The sequence below is a fragment of the Streptomyces sp. NPDC008121 genome (assembly GCF_042957155.1).
In the GTDB taxonomy this organism is placed as follows: Bacteria; Actinomycetota; Actinomycetes; order Streptomycetales; family Streptomycetaceae; genus Streptomyces.
Genome location: NZ_JBIBHT010000001.1, coordinates 728,120 through 752,423 on the forward strand (window position 1 = coordinate 728,120; position 24,304 = coordinate 752,423).

At 70.8% G+C, this 24,304-nt stretch carries 21 protein-coding genes, 1 pseudogene and 1 riboswitch; of the genes and pseudogenes, 8 read left to right on the top strand and 14 right to left on the bottom strand.

Annotated elements, in window-relative coordinates; all coding sequences use genetic code 11:
- The first annotated feature begins 220 nt into the window (after window positions 1-220).
- Complete coding sequence (locus ACFZBD_RS03165) at window positions 221-1,282, top strand: alcohol dehydrogenase catalytic domain-containing protein (RefSeq protein ID WP_391134413.1); 1,062 nt, start codon at window positions 221-223, stop codon at window positions 1,280-1,282.
- Between the two features lie 84 nt (window positions 1,283-1,366).
- Here the strand turns inward: ACFZBD_RS03165 and ACFZBD_RS03170 are convergent.
- From ACFZBD_RS03170 to ACFZBD_RS03200, 7 genes and pseudogenes are all read right to left on the bottom strand, one after another.
- A pseudogene (locus ACFZBD_RS03170) lies at window positions 1,367-2,087 on the bottom strand (DUF1345 domain-containing protein).
- Window positions 2,088-2,352: 265 nt separating this feature from the next.
- The gene (locus ACFZBD_RS03175; RefSeq protein ID WP_391134416.1) at window positions 2,353-2,583 is read right to left on the bottom strand and encodes a tyrosine-type recombinase/integrase; all 231 of its coding nucleotides are present in this window, start codon (window positions 2,581-2,583) and stop codon (window positions 2,353-2,355) included.
- A gap of 161 nt (window positions 2,584-2,744) precedes the next feature.
- Window positions 2,745-3,086: a hypothetical protein gene (locus ACFZBD_RS03180; RefSeq protein ID WP_391134419.1), complete on the bottom strand. Its 342-nt coding sequence runs from the start codon at window positions 3,084-3,086 to the stop codon at window positions 2,745-2,747.
- Window positions 3,087-3,330: 244 nt separating this feature from the next.
- The gene (locus ACFZBD_RS03185) at window positions 3,331-3,663 is read right to left on the bottom strand and encodes a hypothetical protein (protein ID WP_391134422.1); all 333 of its coding nucleotides are present in this window, start codon (window positions 3,661-3,663) and stop codon (window positions 3,331-3,333) included.
- Window positions 3,664-3,990: 327 nt separating this feature from the next.
- Entirely contained in the window at window positions 3,991-4,407 is a 417-nt protein-coding gene (locus ACFZBD_RS03190) for a hypothetical protein (protein ID WP_391134425.1), read from the bottom strand.
- A 24-nt stretch (window positions 4,408-4,431) separates the two neighbouring features.
- On the bottom strand, window positions 4,432-5,901 hold the full coding sequence (locus ACFZBD_RS03195; protein ID WP_391134429.1) for a SpoIIE family protein phosphatase: 1,470 nt from the start codon (window positions 5,899-5,901) through the stop codon (window positions 4,432-4,434).
- Window positions 5,902-6,085: 184 nt separating this feature from the next.
- Window positions 6,086-6,544: a universal stress protein gene (locus ACFZBD_RS03200; protein WP_391134433.1), complete on the bottom strand. Its 459-nt coding sequence runs from the start codon at window positions 6,542-6,544 to the stop codon at window positions 6,086-6,088.
- A gap of 137 nt (window positions 6,545-6,681) precedes the next feature.
- Here ACFZBD_RS03200 and ACFZBD_RS03205 point away from each other — a divergent pair, with 137 nt between their 5' ends.
- Both ACFZBD_RS03205 and ACFZBD_RS03210 read left to right on the top strand, forming a co-directional pair.
- Window positions 6,682-7,776 (top strand): Vms1/Ankzf1 family peptidyl-tRNA hydrolase, encoded by a 1,095-nt coding sequence (locus tag ACFZBD_RS03205; protein ID WP_391134436.1) that lies wholly within the window; start codon window positions 6,682-6,684, stop codon window positions 7,774-7,776.
- Between the two features lie 257 nt (window positions 7,777-8,033).
- Window positions 8,034-8,918, top strand: coding sequence for a universal stress protein (locus ACFZBD_RS03210; RefSeq protein ID WP_391134439.1), 885 nt, complete (start codon window positions 8,034-8,036; stop codon window positions 8,916-8,918).
- A gap of 493 nt (window positions 8,919-9,411) precedes the next feature.
- Here the strand turns inward: ACFZBD_RS03210 and ACFZBD_RS03215 are convergent, their stop codons facing one another.
- The 6 genes from ACFZBD_RS03215 to ACFZBD_RS03240 all read right to left on the bottom strand — a co-directional run bounded on the left by ACFZBD_RS03215 (window position 9,412) and on the right by ACFZBD_RS03240 (window position 16,361).
- Complete coding sequence (locus tag ACFZBD_RS03215; protein ID WP_391134442.1) at window positions 9,412-10,383, bottom strand: hypothetical protein; 972 nt, start codon at window positions 10,381-10,383, stop codon at window positions 9,412-9,414.
- A 140-nt stretch (window positions 10,384-10,523) separates the two neighbouring features.
- A complete protein-coding gene (locus tag ACFZBD_RS03220; RefSeq protein WP_391134445.1) occupies window positions 10,524-11,669 on the bottom strand; it encodes a (2Fe-2S)-binding protein in 1,146 nt (381 codons plus the stop codon).
- Window positions 11,670-11,852: 183 nt separating this feature from the next.
- Complete coding sequence (locus ACFZBD_RS03225; RefSeq protein ID WP_391134448.1) at window positions 11,853-12,923, bottom strand: ATP-binding cassette domain-containing protein; 1,071 nt, start codon at window positions 12,921-12,923, stop codon at window positions 11,853-11,855.
- A complete protein-coding gene (locus ACFZBD_RS03230; RefSeq protein ID WP_391134451.1) occupies window positions 12,920-14,023 on the bottom strand; it encodes an iron chelate uptake ABC transporter family permease subunit in 1,104 nt (367 codons plus the stop codon). The genes ACFZBD_RS03225 and ACFZBD_RS03230 overlap by 4 nt, the downstream gene beginning before the upstream one ends.
- Window positions 14,020-15,258, bottom strand: coding sequence for an ABC transporter substrate-binding protein (locus tag ACFZBD_RS03235; RefSeq protein WP_391134454.1), 1,239 nt, complete (start codon window positions 15,256-15,258; stop codon window positions 14,020-14,022). The genes ACFZBD_RS03230 and ACFZBD_RS03235 overlap by 4 nt, the downstream gene beginning before the upstream one ends.
- Before the next feature lie 229 nt (window positions 15,259-15,487).
- A riboswitch (cobalamin riboswitch) is annotated at window positions 15,488-15,695 on the bottom strand.
- A gap of 195 nt (window positions 15,696-15,890) precedes the next feature.
- Complete coding sequence (locus ACFZBD_RS03240; protein WP_391134457.1) at window positions 15,891-16,361, bottom strand: hemerythrin domain-containing protein; 471 nt, start codon at window positions 16,359-16,361, stop codon at window positions 15,891-15,893.
- A gap of 436 nt (window positions 16,362-16,797) precedes the next feature.
- Here ACFZBD_RS03240 and ACFZBD_RS03245 point away from each other — a divergent pair, with 436 nt between their 5' ends.
- The 3 genes from ACFZBD_RS03245 (at window position 16,798) to ACFZBD_RS03255 (ending at window position 19,610) form a co-directional block, all read left to right on the top strand.
- Window positions 16,798-17,472, top strand: a complete 675-nt coding sequence (locus tag ACFZBD_RS03245; RefSeq protein WP_391134460.1) for a DUF1275 family protein — start codon at window positions 16,798-16,800, stop codon at window positions 17,470-17,472.
- A gap of 571 nt (window positions 17,473-18,043) precedes the next feature.
- Window positions 18,044-18,283, top strand: coding sequence for a hypothetical protein (locus tag ACFZBD_RS03250; RefSeq protein ID WP_391135905.1), 240 nt, complete (start codon window positions 18,044-18,046; stop codon window positions 18,281-18,283).
- Window positions 18,284-18,821: 538 nt separating this feature from the next.
- The gene (locus ACFZBD_RS03255) at window positions 18,822-19,610 is read left to right on the top strand and encodes an IclR family transcriptional regulator C-terminal domain-containing protein (protein ID WP_391134463.1); all 789 of its coding nucleotides are present in this window, start codon (window positions 18,822-18,824) and stop codon (window positions 19,608-19,610) included.
- A gap of 159 nt (window positions 19,611-19,769) precedes the next feature.
- Here ACFZBD_RS03255 and ACFZBD_RS03260 read toward each other — a convergent pair whose 3' ends face one another.
- A complete protein-coding gene (locus ACFZBD_RS03260) occupies window positions 19,770-22,040 on the bottom strand; it encodes an FAD-dependent oxidoreductase (protein ID WP_391134466.1) in 2,271 nt (756 codons plus the stop codon).
- A gap of 432 nt (window positions 22,041-22,472) precedes the next feature.
- On the opposite strand from ACFZBD_RS03260, the gene ACFZBD_RS03265 reads away from it, so the two are divergent.
- A complete protein-coding gene (locus tag ACFZBD_RS03265; RefSeq protein ID WP_391134469.1) occupies window positions 22,473-23,384 on the top strand; it encodes an ABC transporter permease subunit in 912 nt (303 codons plus the stop codon).
- Entirely contained in the window at window positions 23,381-24,286 is a 906-nt protein-coding gene (locus tag ACFZBD_RS03270) for an ABC transporter permease subunit (protein ID WP_391134472.1), read from the top strand. Before ACFZBD_RS03265 ends, ACFZBD_RS03270 begins: the two co-directional genes overlap by 4 nt.
- Window positions 24,287-24,304 lie beyond the last annotated feature (18 nt).

Consider the following 24,304-nt stretch of genomic DNA (forward strand, 5'->3'; position numbering starts at 1 on the left):
CAACCAACATACACGCGACTTTGTCAGGTGAACATGTCGCATGACTGTACTGAACGACACAGTCGCAGGACGGAACTCGGAGCACTCCGCGAACGTCCGGCGGGAGCGGCTTGACAGATGACACCGTCAGTAGACACGGTTAATCGACATGGTCAGTCGACCATGTCGAGCGCCTGAGCTACGCACGCGCTTCCTCCACCGAACACATCGAGGTCTCCGCATGAACACCATGCTGGCCGGGCGGCTGCGCCTGGACACCCGTACCTTCGCCGTCGAAGAGGTCCCGGTCCCGGTCCCCGGCCCGGGCGAGATCCTCGTGGAGGTGCGGGCCGCCGGCGTCTGCCTGTCCGACATCCATCTGATCGACGGCAGCCTGAGCCCCTTCTTCCCCACCGAGGCCGTCACGAAGGCGGGCGCCGTCACCCTCGGCCACGAGGTCGCCGGAGTCGTCCACACCCTCGGCCCGGACGTGAAGGGCGACTGGACGCCCGGACAGCGCGTGGTCCTCCAGGCCGGCGAGGCGTGCGGCGACTGCGGCGGCTGCCTGCGACGGATGACGTGCCACCGGCCGATCACCCGCGGCCTCGACTACGACGGCGGCTGGGCGCAGTACGCGATCGCCCGCGAGGGCACGCTGCTGCCCATCCCGGACGTCCTGCCCTTCGACCAGGCCGCGATCATCCCCGACGCGGTCTCCACCCCGTACGCCGCGATCGTGGGCACCGGCGCGGTCCGCCCCGCCCAGTCGGTCGGCATCTGGGGCGCGGGCGGCCTCGGCGCCCACGCCGTGCGGCTCGCCCGGATGGTCGGCGCGGCCCCGATCCTCGCGATCGACCCGCTGCCCTCGGCCCGCGAGCGGGCCCTCCTCTTCGGCGCGGACGTCGCCCTCGACCCTCTCGCCCCGGACTTCGCGGAGGCGGTGCGGGAGGCGACGGCCGGGCGCGGCCTCGACGTCGCGTTCGACTTCGCCGGCGTGGGCGCCGCCCGCGCCCAGGCCGCGTCGGTCCTCGGTCCCTTCGGTTCGCTCGTCCTCGCCGGACTCACCCCGGAGCCGGTCGCGATCGCCGACAGCATCGGCTTCTGCTTCAACGTCAACCAGGTCCGCGGACACTACGGCTCCGAGCCGGAGCACGTGGAACAACTCGTCGGACTGGCGGCCGCCGGACGGATCGACCTCGGCCCCTCCGTCAGCGCCCACGTCCCGCTGGCGGAAGCCGCGGAGGCCGTCGCCCGCCTGGAGAAGAAGATCGGGGACCCGATCCGCCTCGTGCTCACTCCCTGAGCGGCATGGGGCGGTGGCAGCTCGCTCCGCACGCGCGGACGAACCGCCACCGCCCCACCGTAGCCCGGAGACCGGCGGAACCCGTCAGCCTCCCTGCCCACCGTCCAGCGCCGCGACCATGCCGGCCACGATCACCGTGTTGAAGACGAACGCGATGGTCGCGTTGGCCGCCACCGTCCGGCGCATCTCCCGCGACATCACCGTGATGTCAGTCGTCCCGAACGTCGTCATGACCGACAGGGCGAAGTACACGTAGTCAGCCCAAGCCGCCGTCTCCCCACCCGGGAAGTCCAGCGCCGCCTCGTCCTCCACGAGGTTGTCGGCATGGAACGCGACCGCGAAGGCGACCAGTACGCAGATCCAGGCGACGACGACGAGACCGAGCGCCATCAGAACCCGCGCGCCCGCCGGGAAGGCGGAACCCAGATGCCCGGGACGCCACACCGCCGACACCACGAGTGCCGCCGACGCGATGAGGACCGACACGCCGGCCCGGCGCGGTCCCCAGAAGGTAGCGCTGCAGCAGGGTGCCCCGCGCCTCCCGCCGGGCCCAGACGCGGATCCGTTCCGGCGGCGCGTTCGAGAAGGCTCTCAGCGTGACCACCAGGTAGCAGAGCAGGTAGGCGAACAGCGCCACCACGCCCAAGTCGGCACTCGAGGCGGACACCGACCCCGGCGCGAGAATTCCCAGCATGCCGAGGAGCACGGCGACACAGGCCCCGACGACCGTACTCACCGCGGACCGGCGGCGCTCGGAGAGCCATGAATGCACCGACCGCGCCTCCTCTCGAACATCCCCGCGCATGCGACGACAACCGCCCGGCCCCGCAAAGGAATGTGGAACAGAACGTGATCGTACGAAGGGGCGGCCATCCAAGGCCGCCGTCCACCGAACGACGCGCTAAGGGTGCACTCGCTTCCCGCCCCGCCGTGCTTCCCCCTCCTCCGGACGCGCTCGCCGTCCATCCCCATAAGCTGGTGCCGGGAACAACCGGGTGCTGGCCATCGCCAACGCAGTTCCACACTCCGGTCACGAAAGACCGACCCTAAGACTCGTAAGCAACCGGGAATCAGGCCGCCTCCCAGAGTCCGGCGTCGAGGATCCGGGCGGCCTTGGTGATGCTGCCGGGCATCAGGTGACGGTAGGTGCGGTACGTCTCCTCGATGGACTTGTGGCCCATCCACTCCGCCACGTCGGTGATCGGGATGCCGTTACCGAGGGCGTTCGAGGCGAAGTAGTGCCGGAAGCCGTACATCCCCACGCCTTGCTCTGGCGGGAGGTTCTCGAAGAGTCGCTTCACGCGGCGCCGCTCCGTCGGCTCCGTGTTGCAGCTACCGGGACCTCGCAGCAGGGCTATTGCGAAGCCCGCAACCCGCCATCATCACGATCTCCAGCGCAAGGTCCGCATCGGCAACTGCCAAAGCCTGCTTCACATAGGCGAGCGAAGGAATGGTGACCTGCTCACGCTCGTACTCCGACTCCTGGACCCCCTTCACCGGGTCGTCCGCCATTCGGGGTGACCGAATTCAGCTTCCTTGCCCCCAGGCGCGGGACGATGTGCACGTCGATCGAGCTGTCGACATGCTCTCCCGTGGAGTAGTCCGTCATCCTGCGCTGCCGGGGCCGCCACTGCTTCGCGTACTCCTCGACCGTCAGCTGACCCAGCTCACGGCGGGCCGCCGCCACCGACGGCGCCGTGGTCTCCTTCTCCGCGTAGAGCTGTGTGAGGCGCTCAATCGCGTCATCCTGCGTCCCGTAACCGGACTCCTCCCGCTGCTTGCCCAGCGCATCGCGGAAGCGCATCGAGTACGGGTAGGGGCAGCGGCCCCTGACCTGCGACAACACCAAATAGCTAGATCTTGGACTTGAACACGGTGCGCATCATCGAGGCACTCCTGGACGTAGGCTCCCTGCCTGCGTTTTTTGCAGGTCAAGGGCTGTTTCCTTACCCTACGGCGAGTCGCGTGTCCGGGGAGCGTTCTCCGGGTTTTCGTGACCCGTGCTGACCACTTGGGGGCCGACGGGGAGGGCCGGCTGCGCTTCTTGTTCAGGCGATGGCGATCCGTGCCAGGCCCCACAGAATGATCAGATCGAGCGCCATCACACTGATCGACCACAGGGGGTAGTAGGGGATGAACATGAACTGGGTGATCAGACTGATCGCGGCGGCCGTCAACCCCGCTGCGCGGCCCCAGCTCACGGATCGCAGCATCGCCACGCCGACGATCACCAGCGCAACGCCGATGACGAGATGGATCCAGCCCCAGCTGGTGAGGTCGAACCGGTACTCGTAATGCTGTGGGACGCCGAAAAGGCGGTCCTTGGCGATGCCCGCGATGCCCTGAAGGAGGCTCAGCACTCCGCTGAGGAGAAGCGGCACACCGAAGTACCTCATCGGTCCGGCTGTCCGGCCATCGTCCTGGGCGGCTCTGGTCTCCTGCTGTGCTCCACGAGGCATGTCCACCATGACCTGTTGACCCTTCGTCGTGGGGTGGTCGTCACCGCACCTCACGGCGCGGGTGGGAAGCGAGCGCATCCGTCACGGTCACAGCGTCGCCCGGGTGGAGTCGCGCGGCGACCGCACCGGGGCATACGGGTCTGCTCCGGACGGCGAGGGGGGCCTCCCCCGCGCTTAGGGCCGGTAGATCGCGGACTCCTCGGCGGCGTGGTGACGCTGCGAACCGCGTCCGGCGTACCGGTGCCGTGGTCAGGTGGGCGGAGCGCTGCGGTAGGTGCTGAGGGCCCAGATCACGGCCAGGTCGATCGCCATCGAGATCACCGCCCACAGGGGTACGTAGGGCAGCAAGGCGAAGTTCAACAGGATGTCGAGTACGGCGAGGCACACACCCGCTCCTTGTGCCCCGTGGGCGCCCCGCAGGACGCCTCCGCCCGTGACGAGCAGGGTGACACCGAGGACGAGCAGGATCCATCCCCACGCTGTGACGTCGAACTCGAAGACATAGTCGCCGAGCGGACCGTACACGTCGTCCCGGGCGATCCCGGCGATGCCCTTGAGGATGTTGAGGAGGCCTTCCACCTGCAGGAGGACGCCGGCAAAGGTCTTTCCTCCCCTTGGCGAGGGGCCGCCCGTGGAGAAGTCGTGTGCCGTGGGGAAGCGTGGCATGGGAGAGCTCCTTCAGCACGGGGGTTACGGCAGCCACGAGTGGGTGGGGTGGGCGCACTCGCCCGAGATGCCCAGGGGATCCGTGGGGCGCGCTCGTCCGCCGTACCCCTTCCGCTCTGTTCTCTCCGGCTCCGGTGCCCGTTCATCCCCGGCGGGAGGCGTGCGAAGGATGAGGACCGCCATGTCGTCGTGCCCGTCGCTGGGATGGTGGTCGGCCAGGGCGGCGCACAGTTCGTCGACCGGGGCGCAGGCGTGTCGCCGGGCGATCAGGGCCAGCGCTTCCAGTCCCCGGTCCAGCGACTCGTCGTGGCGCTCGACGAGTCCGTCCGTGTAGAGAATGACGGTGCTGTCGGCCGGCAGTGTGAACGAGTGGCTCGGACGTGGCAGTGAGGCGTCCACCCCGAGCGGCAGGCCGGGCTCGGCGTCCAGATAGCGCACGGTCTCGTCGGGCAGCACGACGAGGGGCGGCGGGTGGCCGGCGCTGGACCAGTGCAGAGTCCAACCCCGGTCGGCCGGATGGATACGCGCCACGCAGGCCGTGGTGACGAGGGAGCCGCCCGCCGTCTCCATGATGCGGTCCAGTTGCCGCAGAGAGGCGCTGGGCGGTTTCTCGGCGTCGAATGCCAGTGCCCGCAGCATGCTGCGGGTCTGGGACATGGCGGCCGCCGCCTGCATGTCGTGACCGATCACGTCGCCGATGATGGCGACGCACGAGCCGTCGGGCAGCTTCAGCGCGTCGTACCAGTCGCCGCCCAGGTGCCCGGGGGCGGTGGCCGGCCGGTAGACGGTGCATGCCGCGAAGGGGTGCAGGTCCAGCAGCCGGGGCAGGAGGAGGCGCTGGAACTGCTCGGCGTTGTTGCGGACCTGGTGGTACAGGCGCGCGTTCTCGATCGCGACGCCCGCGGTCCCGGCGAGGGCGAGAATCACGCCTTCGTCGTGCTGGTCGAAGGGCTTTCCGTCCTTTCGCTCGGAGAGGTACAGGTTGCCGTAGACGCGTCCGCGGACGGAGATGGCGACTCCGAGCAGGGACCGCATCGGTGGATGTCCTGGCGGGTACCCGGCCGATTCCGGGTGTCCGTCGATGTTCTCGACTCTGAGGGGCTCCGGGTGGCGGATCAGGTGCCCGAGCAGGCCGCGTCCCCGGGGCAGTTCCACACCGGCGAGATTCTCCAGCTCTTGCGTGGTCAGGCCGAGGGGGACGAACTCCGCGAGGAGTGCGCCCTCGTCGTCCAGGACTCCCAGGGCCCCGTAGCGGGCGCCGACGAGGTCCATGGCCGTGCGGACGATCCGGCGCAGTACTGCCGGGAGTTCCAGTTCGCTGCTGATGCCGAGGACCGCCTGGAGCAGGCCTTGGAGGCTCCGCTGCGCGCGGGCCAGGGCGTGCATCTGCTCGCCGAGACGGTCCAGGTCGGAACTGAGCGGCAGGTTGAGCAGTGACATGGAGGGGGCGTCTGCCGACTCGTCGCCTGACGCGTCCTGCGGGTCCCCGGCCATCGGGCTCACTCTCCTTCGTCGCGGCGGAGGGCCGGACCGTCCGGGCACGGTCCGGGGAGGCTCGGGCAGGGCATCGCATGCAGGGCGGGCGGGCGAGGAGGCGAGGGCCGGGCGTACTCCGTACGGGGGAAGCGATGCGGCGTCCGCTCCGCCGCGCCCACGCCCACTGGGCCGCGGGGCGCTGTCACCCGTCGTCGCCGCGGACGACGAGGACCGGGCATGCGGCGTGCTGTGTGCAGTGTTGTGCCACCGATCCCAGCAGCAGACCGGCGAAGGCGCCGTGTCCTCTGCTGCCGACGACGAGCAGGGACGCGGTGCGGGCCGCGTTCAGCAGCACGCTGGCCGGCGTTCCGCGACGCACCTCGGCATGGACCTCGACCGGCGGCCGCGGTCCGACGACTTCCTCCACGATCTGGGTGAGTTCCTGCTGCGCTCGCTCCGCCACGGCAGCTTCCTCGCCGGTTGCCGGAGGCATCCAGCCGAGTGCGAGGTGCGCGTGCGGGAGGTCCCAGGCCATCAGTGCGAGCACCACACCGCCGGTGGCCTCGGCCTGCCGTACGGCCCAGCGAAGCGCCTGCTTCGAGGCCTCCGAACCGTCCACTCCGACGACGACAGGGCCTGTCGTCTCGCGCTGGTCGGTCATGGGTCCTCCACATCACGACGGTTCCCGCCGACCGCAGCACCGCGTGTCGGGCATGCTCAAATCGTCACATAGAGGATTAGGGTGCTGCTCGTTGTGCACCTCATGGAAAGGTGGGAGGGCCGTCCGGCCCGAGCCCTATGGACCTGACGTTTCTGCAGCCTCTGTACGCGGGCGAGGGCCCTGTCGTCTCCGTCCACCTGGATACGAGCCGTTCGGCGCACGACGCCGACAAACAGATCGAGCTGCGCCGGCGTGCGGCGCTCCGGTCACTGGAGGAGCAGGGCGCGGACCCGGCGACGCTCGAGGCCCTGGCCGGGGTGATCGGAGGTGTCGCCGAGGTGCCGGGGCCTCAAGGCGAGGCACTGTTCGCGTCGGGCGGGCAGATCCTGGGAGCTTTCACCCTGGCCGAGCCGCCCGCGGCCGACCGCGCGCTGGTGCTGCCGGTACCCGATCCGATGGGCCTGGTGATCGACCGAGACCATCAGCTCCCCCACGTGGTCGTCGCGGTCGACCGGGAGGGAGGGGACGTGACCGCCTACCCGGCGGCCGCGCACGAGCCTTCCATGGAGCGTTCCTTCAACGGCAGCACGCTGCACATCAGCCGGGTCAAGGCGGGCGCCGAGGCACAGGCGTCCTTCCACCGGCGGTCGGTGAACGTGTGGTCGGAGAACACCAGGCAGGCGGCGGACGCCGTGCGCGAGGCGGCGGCCGCGGTGGACGCGGCGGTGGTGCTGATCGCCGGTGACCCCAAGGCCATCGGACTGCTGCGCGAGCACCTGTCGGACCAGCCGCCGGCCGGGGAACTGGTCTACGTGGAGGGCGGCCGCAGCGATACCTCGGCCCGTACCGCCTTGCGGGCGAGCGTGGACGAGGCGATGCGCAAGGCCATGACGGCCCGTCACCGCAGCGTCCTGGACACCCTGGAGGCCGAACTGGCCGAAGGACGGGCCTTGCAGGGGATCCCGGCGGTCAAGGAGGCACTGGCGGAGGGCCGGGTGGACACGCTCCTGCTCGCCGCCGACCGCTCCGGCGACCCGGACCTCTACGCGTCGCGCCACAACCCCCGGGTGCTGGGCACCGACCCGGCAGCGCTGAGTGACGACCCGACGGTGTTCAGCGCACCCGCCGCGCCGCTTCTGCTGCGCGCGGCCGCTCTGGGCGGCGCCTCCTTCACCGAGATCCTGCCACCGGCCCGGGCGACGGACGGCGTGGCCGCCCTGCTGCGGTACTGACCCGCGGCAAGGCGCGGCGTCGACCACCCGTCCAGAGGCCGGCCGGACGCACCCGGGGGCCGGGAACACGGCTGCCGCCGGTGCGTCCCGGGTGCCGGCTTTTCGAAGGACCGCCGTGGCCGGCCCCCGCAAGGCCGAGGCCCGCGGGAGCCAAGGCCCGCTCCACGGCCGGGAAGCAGGCCGGCCCCACCGAGTACCCGGCAGAGGCAGCCGTCGCCCCGCCGCGCAAACCAGCGCTCCACGTGCAAGGAGACACCGTGCAGCCCATCATCGTCGGAGTGGACGGTACGCCCGACAGTCTCCTCGCGGCCGACTGGGCGGCACGAGAGGCACGACGGCGCGGCTCCTCCCTCGTCCTGCTGCACGGCTACGTTCCGCCGGTCGGCCGGTACCGTCTGCTCGCCGGCGACATCGAGCACGCGCACCGGGCGGCACGGCAGCTGCTCGACGACGCCACGGCATGGGTACGCGAGCGCTTCGGCGACCTCGAGGTCACCACCGACCTGGACCAGCGGCCCGAGGCAGAGCTGCTCGTCGAACACAGCCGCCACGCGCGGATGATCGTGCTCGGCTCCCGCCGACCGGGTCCGGTGACGGGCTTCCTCCTCGGATCGGTCGGACTCCGCGTCCTGAGCCGGGCCGCCTGCCCGGTCGTCATGATCCGCGGCGGCACCCCGAGGCGCGGCCCGCAGGACGGCGAGATCGTGGCGGGCATCCCCGGGGAAGCGGAAGCCGAGACAGTCCTGGCCTTCGCCTTCGAAGCCGCCGCCCTGCGCGACGCCCCCCTGCGCGCGGTACGTGCCTGGAACCTGCCCACCGTGTTCACCTACGAGCCCGGGCTGCTGCGCCGCTCGGACGAACACGGCGGCCTGGAGGAAGCGCACCGTCACGACCTCACGCAGCTCCTCGCCCCTTGGCGCCGGCACTATCCCCAGGTCACCGTCGTCGAGCACGTCGAACTGGGCCCCACGTCGGAGTTGCTGGTGTCTCTGGCGGCCTCGGCTCAGCTCCTCGTGGTCGGCCGCCGTGCCGAACCCCGCAGCCGCTACGTGGGGCACGTCGCCCACGCCACCCTCCACTTCGCCGACGTACCCATCGCCCTCGTCCCCCACCCGCCGGCCACACGGCCCACGGATGAGTGACGCGGGCCAAGCACCACCGTCGTCGACGACAAGGCAGCGAGGCGCGGTGCCAGGGCCCGCGAGCCCGGCGTCATCCGAACGAAAGGCCCTAGCCTCGCAACTCCCCGGAAGCGGACTGCCTCCGCCCGGCCGTAAGACCCGGCCCGGCCGGCCGCGCCTCTCCCTCCCCGCCCGCCACAGGGCGAGTCCCCGCCGAGTGCCGGACGACGCCCAGTGCCCCGCACCCGGGGCCGCGCCAGCACACCCTGGAGCTATCGGCCTGGCCGCGCGGGCTGACGGCTTCAGGTCCGGTCAGCTCGTAGGGGCGGCCCTCCAAGTCGGCGGTGCACCAGACGATCCAGCCGTCCGCGGGGTGCAGGCCCGAACTCGTGGCAGCTCATGAACTTGACGAGGAAAGCCGTGTACGCCTCAGTGCTCCATGCCCCGACGGGTGAGCAACGGCCGCTGCGCCGCACGTTTGCACGGGCTCCATGCCGTCCGGCGGGGGCGGAATTCAGGCGCGGTGCCGGGTGCGTCGACGTACCGCCACGAACGTGGCACCGGCCAGGGTCAGTGCCACGACCGCGCCTGCGACCGCCGACGTCGGAGTCAGCGTGGTGGGCTTCGGCCCCGGCTCCGTGCCGAACTTCAGAGTGAGGTCGGCCGCGTCGTTCGCCGGGTTCAGGTCGGGCACGTTCTCGGAGTGCAGCCGGGCCCCCACGGTCCGGGACGTCCCTGGGGTCGTCTTCGGGAGGTCCCAGACGAAGGGAAACGACCGGCTCTCGCCCGGCTTCAGGTCGCCCGACGGGTCACAGGTGAGTGAGGCGGGATCGGGCCAGCAGCTTTTGTCGTAGCCGCCAGGGTGGGATGAGTCCCCGTCCGCGCCGACCAGGAAGGGGAAGCCGGTGGCGGTGCCGGGGCCGTGGTTCGTGACGACGAGCGTGGTCGGCACGGCCTGGCCGGCGGGCACCGGCCCGGACGGTCCGGTCCACGTGAGCCCGAGGTCCGCGGGGGCCTGCACGGTGGCCTTCTCCGTCGTGGTGTTGTTGGCCGCTCTGGGATCGGCTGTGTCGCCGATGTCCGCGGTGGCCGTGAACTCCAGCTTCGTGCCCGGCGCCAGGTCCGCGGCGAACGCGACACGGAGATGAACCCCGACCCAATCCGCCGGGCCGCTCTTCACCGCCGTGCAGGTGAGGGTCCGGCCCCCGGCTGCCGGGACGCAGCTTCCTCTGTCGTCGTCGATGTGGCCGTCGAACGTGACGCCCTCGGGCAGGGTGAGCGTCAGGCCGAGGTGCGGGATGGTTCCCTTCCCCTCGGTGCCGACACTGGCCACGAGGCCGACCTTCGTGCCGGGGGCGACGATCGCGCGGTCGAGAGAGGCGTACGCGCCGACGTCCACCGGACCCGCCGCGGGCGCCGCCTGTGCCGCGGTGGTGGTCAGGCAGGTGAGCAGCAGAGCCGCCCCCGCCCCCACCCCCGCTGTCATTCGTTCCCATCGACGCGTCACGCGTACGTGTCCTCGCTCTAACCGATCAATTGCGAACAGTTGGACGAGCCGACGAGCGGAAAGGTTGCACACGAACAGACCAGACAAACGGGGTGGCTGCCCGGTTCCGTGCAGGAAAGTCAGCCGCTGTGCCGGAACCCCTTGCCCGTGCGGTCCAAGGGGTCGGGGGCGAGGTCGAGGAAGCGGTCGCGGAGGGCGTCCCATGCGGCGAGCCGGGTGAAGTCGGGGGTGTCGAGCAGTTCCTGGCGGTCGGTGAGGAACGGGTTCGGCAGCAGGACGGTCATCATCTGCTCGTCGCGGCCGTTGAACAGACGGGCTCCCCAGCTGACGGGGGCGCCGTCGGAGCCGATGCTGCGGTAGAGCTCGGCGCGGGAGCAGCGGCGGATGCGGCCGAGGTCGGGGCCGGAGGCGGTGTGCTCGCCGATGCACAGGTGGAAGTGCCAGGCGCCGAAGTCGACGGTGGCGTAGCCGTCGTTCATGGTGATGGCGGTGGGGGCGCCCGGAGCGCCGACCTCCCAGGCGGCGCCTTCGATGATGGGCCCGAAGTGGATGTGCTGCCAGTGGTCGGTAAAGACGGTGGTGACGAGGTCGAGCAGCGTGGCCTCGTCGACCGGGAGGGGCCAGACGTGCTGGGTGCCGCCGCCGGGGGTTTCCACGACGGTGGGCTCGGGGGTGGTCATGAGGGTGATCTTCTCCTTGAGGTCGAGGACGCAGTCGCCGCAGGTACCCGCGCCCGGAACGCGGTAGTAGAGGCAGCAGCTGCGGCGTTGGAAGGCGAGCGGCCCGGCGGGAGTGGCGCGATGCGCGCCGGCCCCGGCCAGTGGAGGGCTGTCCAGCAGTGCGCGGACGAGGGGGACGACGGGAACGAGAGGGTGCGGCGCTCGGGCGAGCAGGACGCGGTGGGCTCCGATCAGCGCCGAGGCGGCGTTGCCGCGCAGGGTGTGCGGGGACACTCCGTACGCCCGCCGTACCGCGTCGGCCCACGGGACCAGATTCCGGAGGACTACGGTGTGGTGCAGGGCCGGACGCGGTTCCCGGTCCACCTCCCCGAGGTCGGGAAGCCACAGGTCGAGGGGGCCGGAGGACGGCACGCGCCACCACAGCCGGTCCGGCCCCAGGTCGGGGACGCGGCCGGTGAACGCGGCGCAGGCCAGGGCGATCGACCAGAGCCGTGAGGCGGTGCCCAGGTGCAGGGTGGACGCGGCCACCCTGAGCTGGTCGGTGCCCAGCCGACCGGAGAGGGTCCGTACGCACTCCTCCACCACGCTCGGGACGGCGTACAGAGTCGGTCATCGGCCGGAAGCCGTCGGCCCCGGGGCGAGGACCGGTGCTCCCGGCCCCGGGGCGAGGATCGGCGGTCCCGGCCCCGGGGCGAGGACCGGTAGTCACCGCGAAGTAGGGGCCGATCGTGGAGATCCGCGCCAAGACGGCGGGGGTGAGGGCCGCGGTCACCATGCCCGTACCGCTCGTGTCAGCTCGCGGAAGCCGCACGCCTGGACCGTCTGGCCGTCCGGTCCGGTGAGGGTGAGCCGGTCTGCTCCGTCCCACCTCACTCTCCTGTCGCCGCTCGGGTCGCCCGGGGCCGCCACGGCCAGCCCCTCCCGTGCCAGGGCGCGTTCGAGGAGCGGGAGCACTTCGGCCGGCGCGTCCACCGTCACGACGGTGCGTGTGGTGCGGCGCAGGCCGAAGGTGCCCGAGACCGGGTCGAAGGCGAGGTGGTCGGCGTCGAAGGCGGCGGCGACGGCCCCGTTGAGGATCAGGTCCTCGGGCGCCCCGGCGTGCACGCGGGAGTCGCGGTCGACGAGCCAGACCGCGTCGGCCACCCGCAGCGCCAGCTCCAGGTCGTGGGTGCTGACCACGACGGTCAGGCCCTTGTCCCGGGCCAGGTCGCGCAGCAGAACGGTGAGGGCGACCCGTGAGGGGACGTCCAGGAACGCGGTCGGCTCGTCCAGGAGCACCACCTCGGGTTCCTGGGCGAGAGCGCGGGCGGTCAGCACGCGTTGACGCTCGCCGTCGGAGAGCTCGGCGGCCGGACGGTCCGCCAGATGCCGCGCGCCCACCGCCTTCAGCGACCACTCGACGGCCGCGTGGTCCACGGCCGTGAGACGGCCGGTGAAACCGGTGTGCGGGTGCCGGCCGAGCCCGGCCAGTTCCCGTACGGACAGCAGCCCGGCGTCCACCCGGTCGGTCAGGACGACCGCCAGCCGGCGGGCGAGAGTGGTCGGCGGCTGGTGCGCCAGGTCCGCCCCGCCGATGCGGATCCGGCCGTCCAGTGGGGGCAGGAGCCCGCTCAGGGTGCGCAACAGGGTTGATTTTCCTGCGCCGTTGGGTCCGAGGAGCACGGTCAGCTCGCCGGCCCGCGCCTCCAGGTCGAGCCCCGACAGCACGGCCCGGCTCGCTCCGCGCCCGCGCGGCGACCGGGTCCGGTAGCCGACGCCGAGGCCCTGGGTGGTGAGACCGCCGGGGCGGTCCGGTCCGCCGACCGTGTCCTTGACGGGTTCGGTCATCGTGTCGGTCACGAGGCCACTCCTTGTACGCCGCGACGGCTGCGGATCAGGAACGCGATGACGACAGGGGCGCCGAACAGCGAGGTGACGGCGCTGAGCGGCAGCACGGAGTCCGTGCCGGGCGGCTGGCTCAGCAACGCGCACGCCAGTGCGAGGAACGCACCCGCGAGCATCGACGCCGGCATGAGCGCCCGGTGGTCCGAGGTCCCCAGCGCCACCCGCGTCAGGTGCGGGACGGCCAGGCCGAGGAACGCGACGGGGCCGCAGAACGCGGTGGCCGCGCCCGCCAGCAGCGAGGTGCCGGCCAGCGCCAGATTGCGGCTGCGTCGCACGTTCAGGCCCATGGTGCGGGCGTAGTCCTCGCCGAGCAGCAGGGCGTTGAGTCGTTTCGCGGTCAGCAGCGCCGCCAGCAGTCCCGCGCCGATGACGGGCAGCATGACCTGGAGGTCGGGCCAGGTCGTGGCGCTGAAGCTGCCCAGGCCCCACATGACGAACTGCTGGGCGCGCTCGGGCCGGGCGTAGACGAGCATCACCCCGACGACCGCGGTCGCCGCCGAACCGATCATGACGCCGATGACGAGGAGGGTGACGGCCGACTTCACCCATCGCGAGAGGAGCAGGACGAGCGCCATCACGGCGGCGGCCCCGAGCGAGGCGGCGATGACGACACCCACGCGTCCCAGACCGGCCAGGTCGCCGGTGAAGCTGCCGGCGACGCCGCCGGTGCCGACCACCACGGCGGCGACGCCGATGCTGGCGCCCGAACTCACCCCGAGGGAGAACGGATCGGCCAGCGCGTTGCGGAACAGCGTCTGCATCTGCACGCCCGCCACGGCGAGGGCGGCACCGGCGGCGGTGGCGGTCAGCGCTCGCGGCAGCCGGACCTCTTCCACGATGACGGTCCACCGCGGGTCGTCGGCGGTGCCGCCGAACAGGATCCGCACCACCTCCCCGGTCGGCACCGGGTGGGAGCCGGTCGCGAGGGTGAGGACGAACAGGGCGGTGGTACCGGCGACGAGGGCGAGGACGACGGCGAGGCGCCGCCGCGCCATTCGGATCGTCGGCGTGGTGTCCGGGGCGGCGGCCGTCGCGGCGGTCAGGTGCGTCGTCACGCCTTGGGCACCAGCTCGTAGAAGGTGAAGGTGTGGCCCTTCGCCCGGTCCGGGTGCATCAGCGCGAAGAGGTCGGCCAGGACCAGGTCCGGGCGCAGCACACCGCGTTCGAAGTAGTCGTTGCCGCCGCCGGGGCCGACCGCCTTGGTGTTCGTCCAGACCGCACCGCCGGTGAGGGCCTTCAGCTGCCCGTACCGGCTGTCGGCCTTCACGGCGTCGGCGGTGGACTTCCATTGCTGGTCGGCGATCCAGACCGGGGCCCGGCCGCCCTTGGCGTGCACGCCCTCGAAGTTCAGCTGGAGGCCGCCGGTGCCCCGCTCGCTCGCCCACGGATAGGTGCCGCCCGCGTCCTTGATCAGCCGGGCGGCGTAGCTGCCGCCGGCGGGCATGGACCAGGTGCCCTGGTACATCGTTCCGGGCAGCACCTCGACGGGCCTGCCCGCCGCGACGGCCTGCGCACCCTTGGCCGCGACCTTCCGGTAGTCGCCCTCGATGGTGTCGAACACCTCACCGGCGCGCTGCTCCGCCCCGGTGAGCGCGGCCATGGCCTTGACCCACTCGGCTCGGCCGAGCGGACTCGGCTCCAGCCATTCGGCGTTGGCGACGACGGCGATCCCGGCCTGGCGCAGCTTGGGGTACTGCGGGTCGTCGGTGCCCTGGGTCATCAGGACGTCCGGCTTGGCGCCGATGACGGCTTCGGCGTCGAGGGTGCGGTCCTTGGCGTACTCGACGACCTCGCCCGCCCGCACCCGCTCGAGCACCTCGGCGGAGGAGATGGCCACGGCGCTCGCGACACCGGTGAGCACGTCCAGGGTGCCGGTCTCGGTGAGCAGCGGCAGATGGGTGGTGGAGGCGGAGTACAGGCTCTTGACGGGGACGGTGACCTGCTGTGCGGACGCCAGCTCACCGGTCAGCTCCGGCTTCGGCGCACCGCACTTGACCAGGACGTACGACTCGGGCTTGCCCTTGGGGAAGGGCTCCTTGACGGTGAGGACCTGGTAGCTCTTCTCGTACCGGAGCGTGAAGTTCTCGGCGTGCTTAACCGTGGACTTGACCGGGAAGTAGTCCTTGGCCGGGTCGAAGTCCTCGATACAGCCCTTCCCGGCGGCTGCCGCTTTGGCATCGGCGGGCGGGCCGGAGGCGCCGCCGCACGCGGTGAGTGTGAGGGCGGCGGCCAGGAAGACCGCTGCGGCAGCCTGACGGCGACCGGGCGCAAGGGACCGTACGGACGGCAAAGTTGACTCCTGAGGGCATGCGTGGGCCAGGGCGCACCGGCATGGCGGTGCGCCTGATACGGCGTGCGGGAAGAAACCGCTGAGGGAGGAGGTCGTCAGGACCTGGGGGATCGAGCCCGTGCGGCACGCCGGGCAGGCCGGCTCCGGAGGAGCACAGGCAGCGCGGAACTGCCCTCACACATACGCAGGCACACGAGTGCCACCGCCTCTCCTGGGGAAATCCGCCCCGTACATCGAGGTGCGACGGCGTGAGTCTCCTGACTCGGGATCACAGCTTCTCCGGCCTTCCCACCCCTGATGGGGCGGTGGCCATGGGCGGAGTCGCTCCCCCTACACAGTGGCGGTACCGTGCCGGAATCTCACCGGCTTCCTCGTTCCGCCGTCGCTTGTTCGGCGAAAGCATCGCAGAACCGGCCACGCCTCGCCAGACCACACTCTGTGCGATCAGACACAACCGCGAGTGCAGCCATCATGACAAGGAGTGTTCATCCGGTGCAGCCTGCGGCGACCGCTTCACTGCGCTCGACCGTCGCCCCTGGGCGGGACGCCGTTGGCAGTGGGGGGTCGCCCCAGACCACTGTCTGCGTGCCGGCACTGCTGACGAGGCGTAAGCGGATTCACCGCTCACCGGCTCATATCGGGCCCAGGACCTCGCCGGGTACGGCTTCCAGCTCGAGGGTCTCGAGCACGGTGAGCAGTTGCCGTTCCTCGTAGCGGAAGTGGTTCTCCATGATCGCGGCGATGCCTTCGAAGTGCTGGTCGAGCTCCTCGGGCGGCGCGGCCCGGTCGACCGCGGCGCGGAGGCCGTTGAGCAGGTAGGCGATCATCGAGTGGTCCTGCTCAAGGGAGCGCAGTACCGGGCGCAACTGGGGGTGCGCGGCCGCGATGGCGGGGAACAGGGTGCGGTCTTCGCCCTGGTGGTGGGCGTCGAGAGCCGTGCAGAAGCCGTGGCAGTACAGCAGCAGTTCGCGGGTGGCCGCTTCACCGGGGGTGCCGTCGGCGAGGGAGGCGCGGGTCACGGACAGCGCTTCCCGCAGTCGGTGGTGCACCTGACGGAGTTCTTGGCTCCAGGCGACGAGCCTGGTCGTCTCGCGCTCAGACACGCGAGAGCGAAGGGTGGGACGAGTACATCGTCAACCTCCTTCGGTCCGGCGCCTCCATGCCTGACACAGTCTGCCACCGGCACGCGACGCTTCCCGTACGGTACCGCACCCGGGCACGGGACGTTACGGCTCGGCGTGAACTGTCCGCCCAGGCGCGCCTGCGCCTCCTTGGCGTCGGGTGTCACGGGTTGGGGTCGCGTCCGTGCGGATGATCGCGGTGCGGCTCGCAGTCGCTGAACCTGCGCTTTTTCACGGCGGTCCCCGAGGGCACGGCCCCCGAGGGCGTCCTCGCGACGGGCGATCGAGTAAGCACACGTGCGGCGTGTGGCGTCGAGCCTCTCTTCACCTTCTGCTCCAGTGAGTGAGTGCAACGAACACGAGTCATGAAGGAAGCCGGCGGCTCCCGGGTCAAGCGCGCCTGCGGGGAGGGGCCGCGGTGAGTGGTGGTGGGACGGTCGCACGGTGGCTGTTTCCCAACGGGCACCTCTACGAGCGGTTCGTTCCGTCACTGCTTGTGCTGACGTTTGTCAGCGGTCTGGTGGACGCGGCCAGCTTCCTCGGGCTGGGACGGGTGTTCGTGGCCAACATGACGGGCAATGTGGTCTTCCTGGGCTTCGCCTTGTCAGGAGTGGCCGGGCTGTCGGCGGCGGCGTCGGCGGTGGCGCTGGCCGGGTTCCTGGCCGGGGCGGCGGCGGGTGGTGCGTGGCGGCGGAAGACCGAGCCTGGAGCGCTGTTCGCTTCGCTGGTCGTGTTTCAGGCCCTGTTGGCCGGGCTCGCGTTTGCCGGTCAGGCAGCCGGCTGGGGACGGTACGCGGTCCTGGTGCCGCTGGCCTGCGGGATGGGGCTGCAGAACGCCGTCGTGCACCGTCTGGGCGTGCCGGACCTGGCCACCACCGTGATGACGCGGACACTGACCGGACTCGCGGTGGACCGACCTGGGCCCGGCAGCATGCGGCGGGGGGCGTCGGTCGTCGTGCTGGCCGCCGGGGCGCTCGCGGGCGGTCTCGTACACGCCCACCACGGGGTGGAGGGTGTTCTCGTAGCGGTCCTGGTTCTGCTGACCGGCGTTGTCGTGGCCGCCCGTCCCCGGAGCGCTGCGGGCCGTGTATGAGGACGTGGCCCCCCCACGTCGCACGGATCTGCGGGCGACCGGACGAGGTCGAGGGTTCTGACCCGCTTACCACCCTGCGGTTCGTCTGCGCGCTGGATGCTGTCAGTAAGAGCAACTGCACCTCTCGCCGAGCCGGGGCCGGGCCGCCCGGGCAGCCGCGCGAGCATTGACGCGAGCGGCGATCCTCGCCTGGCGCGCGAGGGCACCAGGCGCGGAGGGTATTCAGCACAGGCCGGAGTCGGCCCGGGTGGAGTTATCGGAGCAGGTGCCGACCTTCGTGTCGCTCACACGCTTCCGCGTAGCGGCGGCACCTTGTTTCACGAATCGGTGAACGGACGGCCGGGGACCGGCTTGGCGATGAAGAAGTTCACCTGCCCGATGGCGAACATGAGCGTGGCCGGCGCCTGTCCTCTTAGTGCTCGGCTGCGGCGTGGGCGCTCAGCGGGTCCAGTTCCTCGGCACGGTGCCCCAGCGCCGGTACGCGTACGGGCTGTTCCAGCAGCGCCACCAGATGCTTCAGCCGGACGGCTCGGTCGCGTGTCCTGCTGCCGCCGGCCTCGTTACCGTCACCATGAAGAAGATCATCACCGTAGTCGGAGCGGCGCTGTGCGCCGCCACCATCGCCGCCCCTGCGCACGCGGACGAGGACTCGAACTTCGGCGGCGGCATCAACGCCGCCAACGCCTGGAACTTCACCGCCGCCGCCGTCTGCCTCCAGGAGGTAGCCGTCGCCCCGGTCCTCGGCGACTGGGTCGGAAACCACGTCAACAACTGCTCCAACGGCAACGTCATCGCCCACTCCGGCCACTGAGCCGCCCCCAGAACGCCTCGGGCCTCGGCTCCCGGCCTGCGCATCTGAGGGCGGGCCGCTACGCACTGGGACATCTCGGTGGACTCCACCTCCGTACGCACGCACCATCACGCTGCCGGGGGCCGGCAGGCTCCGCCGCCCGTTCCCAGAAGGGGCTCCGCTGCGGCGCTCAAAACCGCTCGGATCCGGGCGGAGCTGGTCGACCGGCTGGCGGGGTGGTGCTGACCAACGCCCTCGTATGAGCTCCGCCGCGCCCAGCGGGCCGTTGTACGTCCCGGCGGCGGCCGCGTCGCGAGTCTCGCCCCGCCGCCTCCCGCCCTCGGTCCTGCCGGGCACCCAGCCCCTCACACGAGCGCGTCGACGCGTCGCGGTTCTGCGGCTAGGGTGCGATCACTTGCACCGTCCCCTGAGGGGAAGCAGCGGACGGCGGGCAGATTGAAGAGATGAACCGTATGGTGCAAGCTGGTTGCAAGATCTGAATGTAGGATACGCAGCAGGCTTCGCAACGCCGTGCGTACGCAGATGAGGAGACCTCGCCATGCCTGCCGAGCAGGGGACCAATCAGAGTGTCGAGCGGGCCGTCTCCGTCCTGCGGGCCCTCGGCTCGGGCAGCACGGAGCGCCGTGTCTCCGACATCGCCGTGGACGCCGAGCTGGGTCCGTCCACCACCTCCCGGCTGCTGGCGACCCTGGAGCAGTTCGATCTGGTGGAGCGGAATCCGATAAGCGGGCTCTACCGACTGGGACTGGGCACGCTGCCGCTCGCCACCATGGCTCTGAACGGCCACCCCGTCCACCGGGCCTCCCGGATGGTGCTGCAGGGACTGGCGGCCCGCACCGAGCTGGGCGCGAACGTCGGCATATTGCGCGGGGCCGATCTGGTCTTCCTGGCCAACTTCGAGGGCAGCCGCACCCCCAAGGCGTACACACAGGCGGGCAGTACCGCCCCGCTGCACGCGACGGCGATGGGCAAGTGCCTGGTCTCCCGCATGACGGGCGACGAGCGCCGTTCGTTGCTCGGTCCGGAGCTGGAGGCGCACACGGAGTACACCGTAACCTCGCACAAGGCGCTGGACGAGGAGTGCGAGGCGGTGCGGCGAGCCGGCTACGCCGTCGAGGCACAGGAACGCGCGCTTGGCCGGTCCTCGCTGGCGGCTCCCGTCCTGGACTCGCGGGGTTCGGTAGTCGCCGCGATCTCCCTGTGGGGTCCCGCCTCTCTGCTCGGAAGCCTCTCCGCGGCCGGAAAGCCGGGGACCGGGGAGTCGGAACTGGTCGGCCAGGTCATCGAGGCGGCGGACGCGGTCAGCCAGGCACTGGGAGCGCACTGACCGCGCGGTGTCCGCGTGAGGGACGCCCGGAGTGCGCACCCCGCACTCCGGGCGTTCCGGCATTCCCGGACCCGGCCGGCCTGGTAGGCCACTGTCCGGAGCGGTCCGCGACGGCCCGCGGCTGACCGCGGCTGACCGCTCGACGGCGCGCGTGGTGGGTCAGTCCTGGTAGGCCCGGACCGTGAAGAGGTGGGCGCGCGGTGCCCCGTGCGTGGCGTCCACCGTGACCCGCAGCGCGTCGGTCCGCACGGGGGCCCCGTCGTCCAGCCGGTGGACGCGGTGGCGGCGCCGGTTGTCCCGCACGGTGACCGCGGTGCGCCACTCTCCCGTCGCGTCCCGTACCTCGATCCGGTAGTCGCGCAGCAGTTGCGGGGCGATCGCGTCCGGCACGCGGTCCCGGTGCAGGTTGATGAGGTACGTGTCCACGTCGTCGTCCATGACCAGGTGGACCGTGCGCAGTTCGCGCGGGGCGTCCCACTCCAGGACGAGGTGGGAGCCGGGAGCGGGGTCGCCGGACACCCACATCTGCGGACCGCCGAACGGACGCTGGTAGCCGCCGACGCCCTTGCCGGGCGCGAAGGCGTCCGTGGCCGAAAGGACCCGGAAGCACAGGGACCGGCGTCGCAGCTCGCGCGCGGACCAGTCCAGTACCGCCTGCCCCTCCTCCTCGGGGATGTCGTCGTCGACGCCCGGGTCCCCGTCGACGCGGCTGCGCAGGGCGAGCACGCCCTCGGTGCCCGTCGGCACCAGGTGCAGCGAGGCATGCGGGTCGGCGCGGACGACGACGACCACGTTCTCGGGAACCTCGGGCGCGTGGTGCAGGGCGGCGGTGACCCACGCCGGTCCCCCGGCCGTGACGGGGACCCGGACGGTGCTCAGTACGTCGAGGGGCACGGCGTTCTCGGGCAGCCGCGTGCTCCACAGCTCGACGGTGAGCTCGGTGTCCCGCTCGGCGGAGACGAGCAGTTCCACGCCGTCCAGCGCGGGGTCGACGGGCAGGAGCACGCCGTAGTCGCGGTCGAGGGGGCAGGGTTCGGCCGGGGTGCCGGGGCCGGGTTCCGCCGCGAGACGTGAGAGATGGGAGGAGGCGGTGACCCTGGCCGTACGGGCGAGGTCGTCGGGGTCCTCGTTGGCGACGCCCATCACGGAACCGTCCTGGCGGAGCAGGACCTGCCCGACGAGCCCAGGGGTCTCGGTGGCCAGATCCCGTGGGCTCCGGCCGTGCCGGACGCAGAGCGCGGCGGCGGTCCCGGCGGCCTCACCGAGGGTGGCGCAGGTGGCCATCACGCGGGTGGCGCCGAAGGCGATGTGAGTGGCGGAGATGTTCCGGCCGGCGAAGAGCAGGTTGCCGACGTTCGCCGAGTAGAGGCTGCGCAGCGGGATGTGGAAGACGCCGTCCGTGTAGCGCTGCACCGCGCCCGGACCCTCGGCGTACATCCCTTCCACGGGGTGGAGGTCGATCGACCAGCCGCCGAAGGCGATCCGGTCGGCGAAGCGGCGCTGGGCCAGGATGTCCTGCTGGGTGAGGACGTGGTCGCCGACGAAGCGGCGGTACTCGCGCTTCCCGGGGACGCTGCCGACCCATTCCAGGGTGAGGTTGTCGGCGTCGAACTCACCGGAGTTCTTGATGTGGTCCCAGATGCCCATGATCACGGCGTGCAGCTCGTCACGGATGGCCTCGTTGTCGTGGACGGTGTCCATGGCACCGCCCCACTCGATCCACCAGTAGTCGCAGCCGTTGTCGCCGGTGCGCAGGACGCGGTTGCGCAGGATGGGGGTCTGCGAGATGTCCTTCGCGTACGAGGGCGGGACGAAGGGGACGGGTCGGCCGAGGTCCTTGGTGTAGAAGAGGATGGTAGAGCCGAGCAGCGCTCCGTCCGACACCTCGGGGGCCCAGGGTTCGCCGAAGTCGGCGGCCGACTCGCGTCCGACGCGGCTGCGGGCCCCGGCCAGCTCGCCCAGCAGTCCGTCACCGGTGCAGTCCAGGAAGACCTGGGCGCGGAACGTGATCAGCCGCTCCGATCCCATCGTCCAGCCCGTCGCCGAACGCAGGGCGCGGTCGTCCTCGGGTCCGTCCGCCTCCGCTTCCCGGACGTCGGTGTTGAGGAACAGGTCGATCAGCGGTTCGGCGCGTACGGCGTCCAGGACCACCTGGTCCCAGTAGTAGGGGTTGCCCTCGGGGTTGCGGTACTGGTTCTCGGTGTAGAGCTCGCCCATGATGCCCGTCTCGCGAGCGTAGCGCTGGACTCCGTGGGCGGTGGCCCCGCAGACCCAGACGCGCACTTCGCTGCTGCTGTTGCCGCCCAGCACCGGGCGGTTGTGCACGAGTGCGACGCGTTGCCCGAGCCGGGCGGCGGCGATGGCGGCACAGACGCCGGCGAGGCCGCCGCCGATGACCGCGATGTCGTGGTGGAACTCTTCCTGTCGCATTCTCAGCGGCTCCCTTGCGATGTGCGACGGCGTGCTGAGCCGTCGCGGGGTCAGTGTGCACTCCGAACCTGGAGAATGGAATACACACGCAGAGAATGAGATTGAAGTGCACGCAGCCGGGGAGGGGAACGTCAGTCACGCTCGCCCGAAGTATGGCCCGTACCCAGCGAAAGGGCCTCTGGCCAGTGGTGATGAGGTAGAGAAGGGCGTCAGGAGGGCAGCGGCCCGACGATCACCGCATGAGGAGCGCTCCGCCCTCATGGTTGACAGCAACCAACATGTGATTGATTATCCCGCATATTGCACGCCGGGCTCAGAGTGAACACCGGTGTCGCCTGGGAAGCAGCAGCCCCGCCCCACCTGCACACGCTGCGGGCGGACAGCCGCACTACAGCGGCCCCTCTGCCGCCCCCCTCCCGAGAGGAAGCCGCATTGACCATCCTGCGTACGGGGCAGACCAAGCGGACCGGCCCCCGACTGCCCGACAGCACCTTCGCGGTGCTCCTCGTCCTGCCAGGGCTGGCGCTGTTCGCAACAATCATCCTGTATCCCCTACTCGCCTCGCTGACCACGGGTTTCTTCCGCCAGGACCTCCGGTTCCCCGGCCGGGAGTTCGTGGGCCTATCAAACTTCGCCGACGTGCTGCAACGGAACTTCTGGCCGACGCTCGAACACACCCTCGTCTTCGCCGGAGGGACCACCGTCGCCGCCTTCGGAATCGGCTTCGCCCTCGCCCTCGCCCTCAACGCGGGCCTGAAAGGCAGCGGGTTCATGCGGGGCCTGTTCCTCTTCCCCTGGGTGATCCCGGGCGTCGTCACCTCATTCCTGTGGATGTGGATCTTCAACGCCAACTACGGACTGCTCAACGGATTGCTCATCAAGGCGGGTCTGATGGACGAGGCGGTGTCCTGGCTCGGTGAGCCGGGGACGGCCATGCTCGCGGTGATCGTGACCAAAACCTGGGCGAGCTTCCCCTGGATGATGGTCATGATGCTGGCGGGCCTGCAGACCGTGCCCGGCGAGCTCTACGAAGCCGCCGCCGTCGACGGTGCGGGAATGTTCCGGCGCTTCCGCTCGATCACCTGGCCCAGCGTGCGCTCGATCGGCCTGCTCGCCCTCCTACTCGAGTTCATCTGGAACTTCCAGCACTTCGACACCATTTACGTGCTCACCGGAGGCGGCCCCGCCAACTCCACGCAGACCTTCGCCGTCGCCGTCTTCCAGGACGCCTTCCAGGGATTCGACCTCGGCCGGGCCAGCGCCCTCGGCGGGCTGTGGATGCTGCTCTTGCTCGCGCTCGTGGGCGGTTACCTGTTCCTGTCTCACCGTGAGGACCGCTCATGACCACGACGACCCTGGAGCCGACCCGTACCGAGGAGCGGTCCCTCCCCCCGCGTGGCGCGCGCCGCCCCCGGATCCGCCCGGACCTCGTGCGCTCCCGGGCTCTGGCCTGGACCGCGCTGCTGGTGATCGGGGTGTTCGCGCTGTTCCCTCTGTACTGGATGCTCGTCACGGCGCTCAGCCCGGCGGACCGGGTGTTCCAGTTCCCCCCGGACTTCGTGCCGAGCGCCCTCACCTTCGAGAACTTCCGGGCGGTGCTGGACGACGGACCGCTGTTCCACTATTTGAAGAACAGCGTCATCGTCTCGCTGACCACGGCGTTCCTCAGCGTGGTCATCTCGACCTACATGGGTTACTCGTTCTCCAAGTTCCGCTACCGCGGCCGCCGGTCGCTGATGAACTTCGTGCTCGCCTCGCAGATGTTCCCCCAGTCGCTGCTGCTGATCACGCTCTACGCGCTGTTCCGCGAGTTCGGGATGTTGGGCAGCTACACCGCGCTCGTGCTGTCGTTCAGCACGTTCACGCTCCCCCTGTGCGTGTGGATGCTGAAGGGCATCTTCGACACCATCCCCGACGCGCTGCTGGAGGCCGCCGCCATCGACGGCGCCTCACGCTGGCGCACGCTGCACTCCGTGATCGCACCGCTCGCGGCACCGGGCATGGCCGCCGCGGGACTGTTCGCCTTCGTGCGCGGCTGGAACGACTTCGTCTTCGCGCTCAGCCTCTCCGACAACAACACGATGACCCTGCCGCCGGGTCTGGTGCACACCTACATCGGCGAGACCCAGACCGCCTGGCCCACGTTGATGGCCGCGTCGCTGGTGGTCTCCCTCCCGGTCGTCGTCGCCTTCATGTTTCTCCAGCGCTTCCTGGTCGGCGGCCTCACCGCGGGCTCCGTGAAGTAGCGACAGCCCTCTCGTACC

What these genes read in the sequence shown, in the direction of transcription:
- ACFZBD_RS03180 (WP_391134419.1), bottom strand. Translation starts at nt 3,086, where the DNA reads ATGCGCTTCCGCGATGCGCTGGGCAAGCAGCGGGAGGAGTCCGGTTAC.
- ACFZBD_RS03165 (WP_391134413.1), top strand. Translation starts at nt 221, where the DNA reads ATGAACACCATGCTGGCCGGGCGGCTGCGCCTGGACACCCGTACCTTC.
- ACFZBD_RS03195 (WP_391134429.1), bottom strand. Translation starts at nt 5,901, where the DNA reads ATGGCCGGGGACCCGCAGGACGCGTCAGGCGACGAGTCGGCAGACGCC.
- ACFZBD_RS03270 (WP_391134472.1), top strand. Translation starts at nt 23,381, where the DNA reads ATGACCACGACGACCCTGGAGCCGACCCGTACCGAGGAGCGGTCCCTC.
- ACFZBD_RS03215 (WP_391134442.1), bottom strand. Translation starts at nt 10,383, where the DNA reads ATGACAGCGGGGGTGGGGGCGGGGGCGGCTCTGCTGCTCACCTGCCTG.
- ACFZBD_RS03200 (WP_391134433.1), bottom strand. Translation starts at nt 6,544, where the DNA reads ATGACCGACCAGCGCGAGACGACAGGCCCTGTCGTCGTCGGAGTGGAC.
- ACFZBD_RS03205 (WP_391134436.1), top strand. Translation starts at nt 6,682, where the DNA reads ATGGACCTGACGTTTCTGCAGCCTCTGTACGCGGGCGAGGGCCCTGTC.
- ACFZBD_RS03250 (WP_391135905.1), top strand. Translation starts at nt 18,044, where the DNA reads ATGAAGAAGATCATCACCGTAGTCGGAGCGGCGCTGTGCGCCGCCACC.
- ACFZBD_RS03190 (WP_391134425.1), bottom strand. Translation starts at nt 4,407, where the DNA reads ATGCCACGCTTCCCCACGGCACACGACTTCTCCACGGGCGGCCCCTCG.
- ACFZBD_RS03255 (WP_391134463.1), top strand. Translation starts at nt 18,822, where the DNA reads ATGCCTGCCGAGCAGGGGACCAATCAGAGTGTCGAGCGGGCCGTCTCC.
- ACFZBD_RS03260 (WP_391134466.1), bottom strand. Translation starts at nt 22,040, where the DNA reads ATGCGACAGGAAGAGTTCCACCACGACATCGCGGTCATCGGCGGCGGC.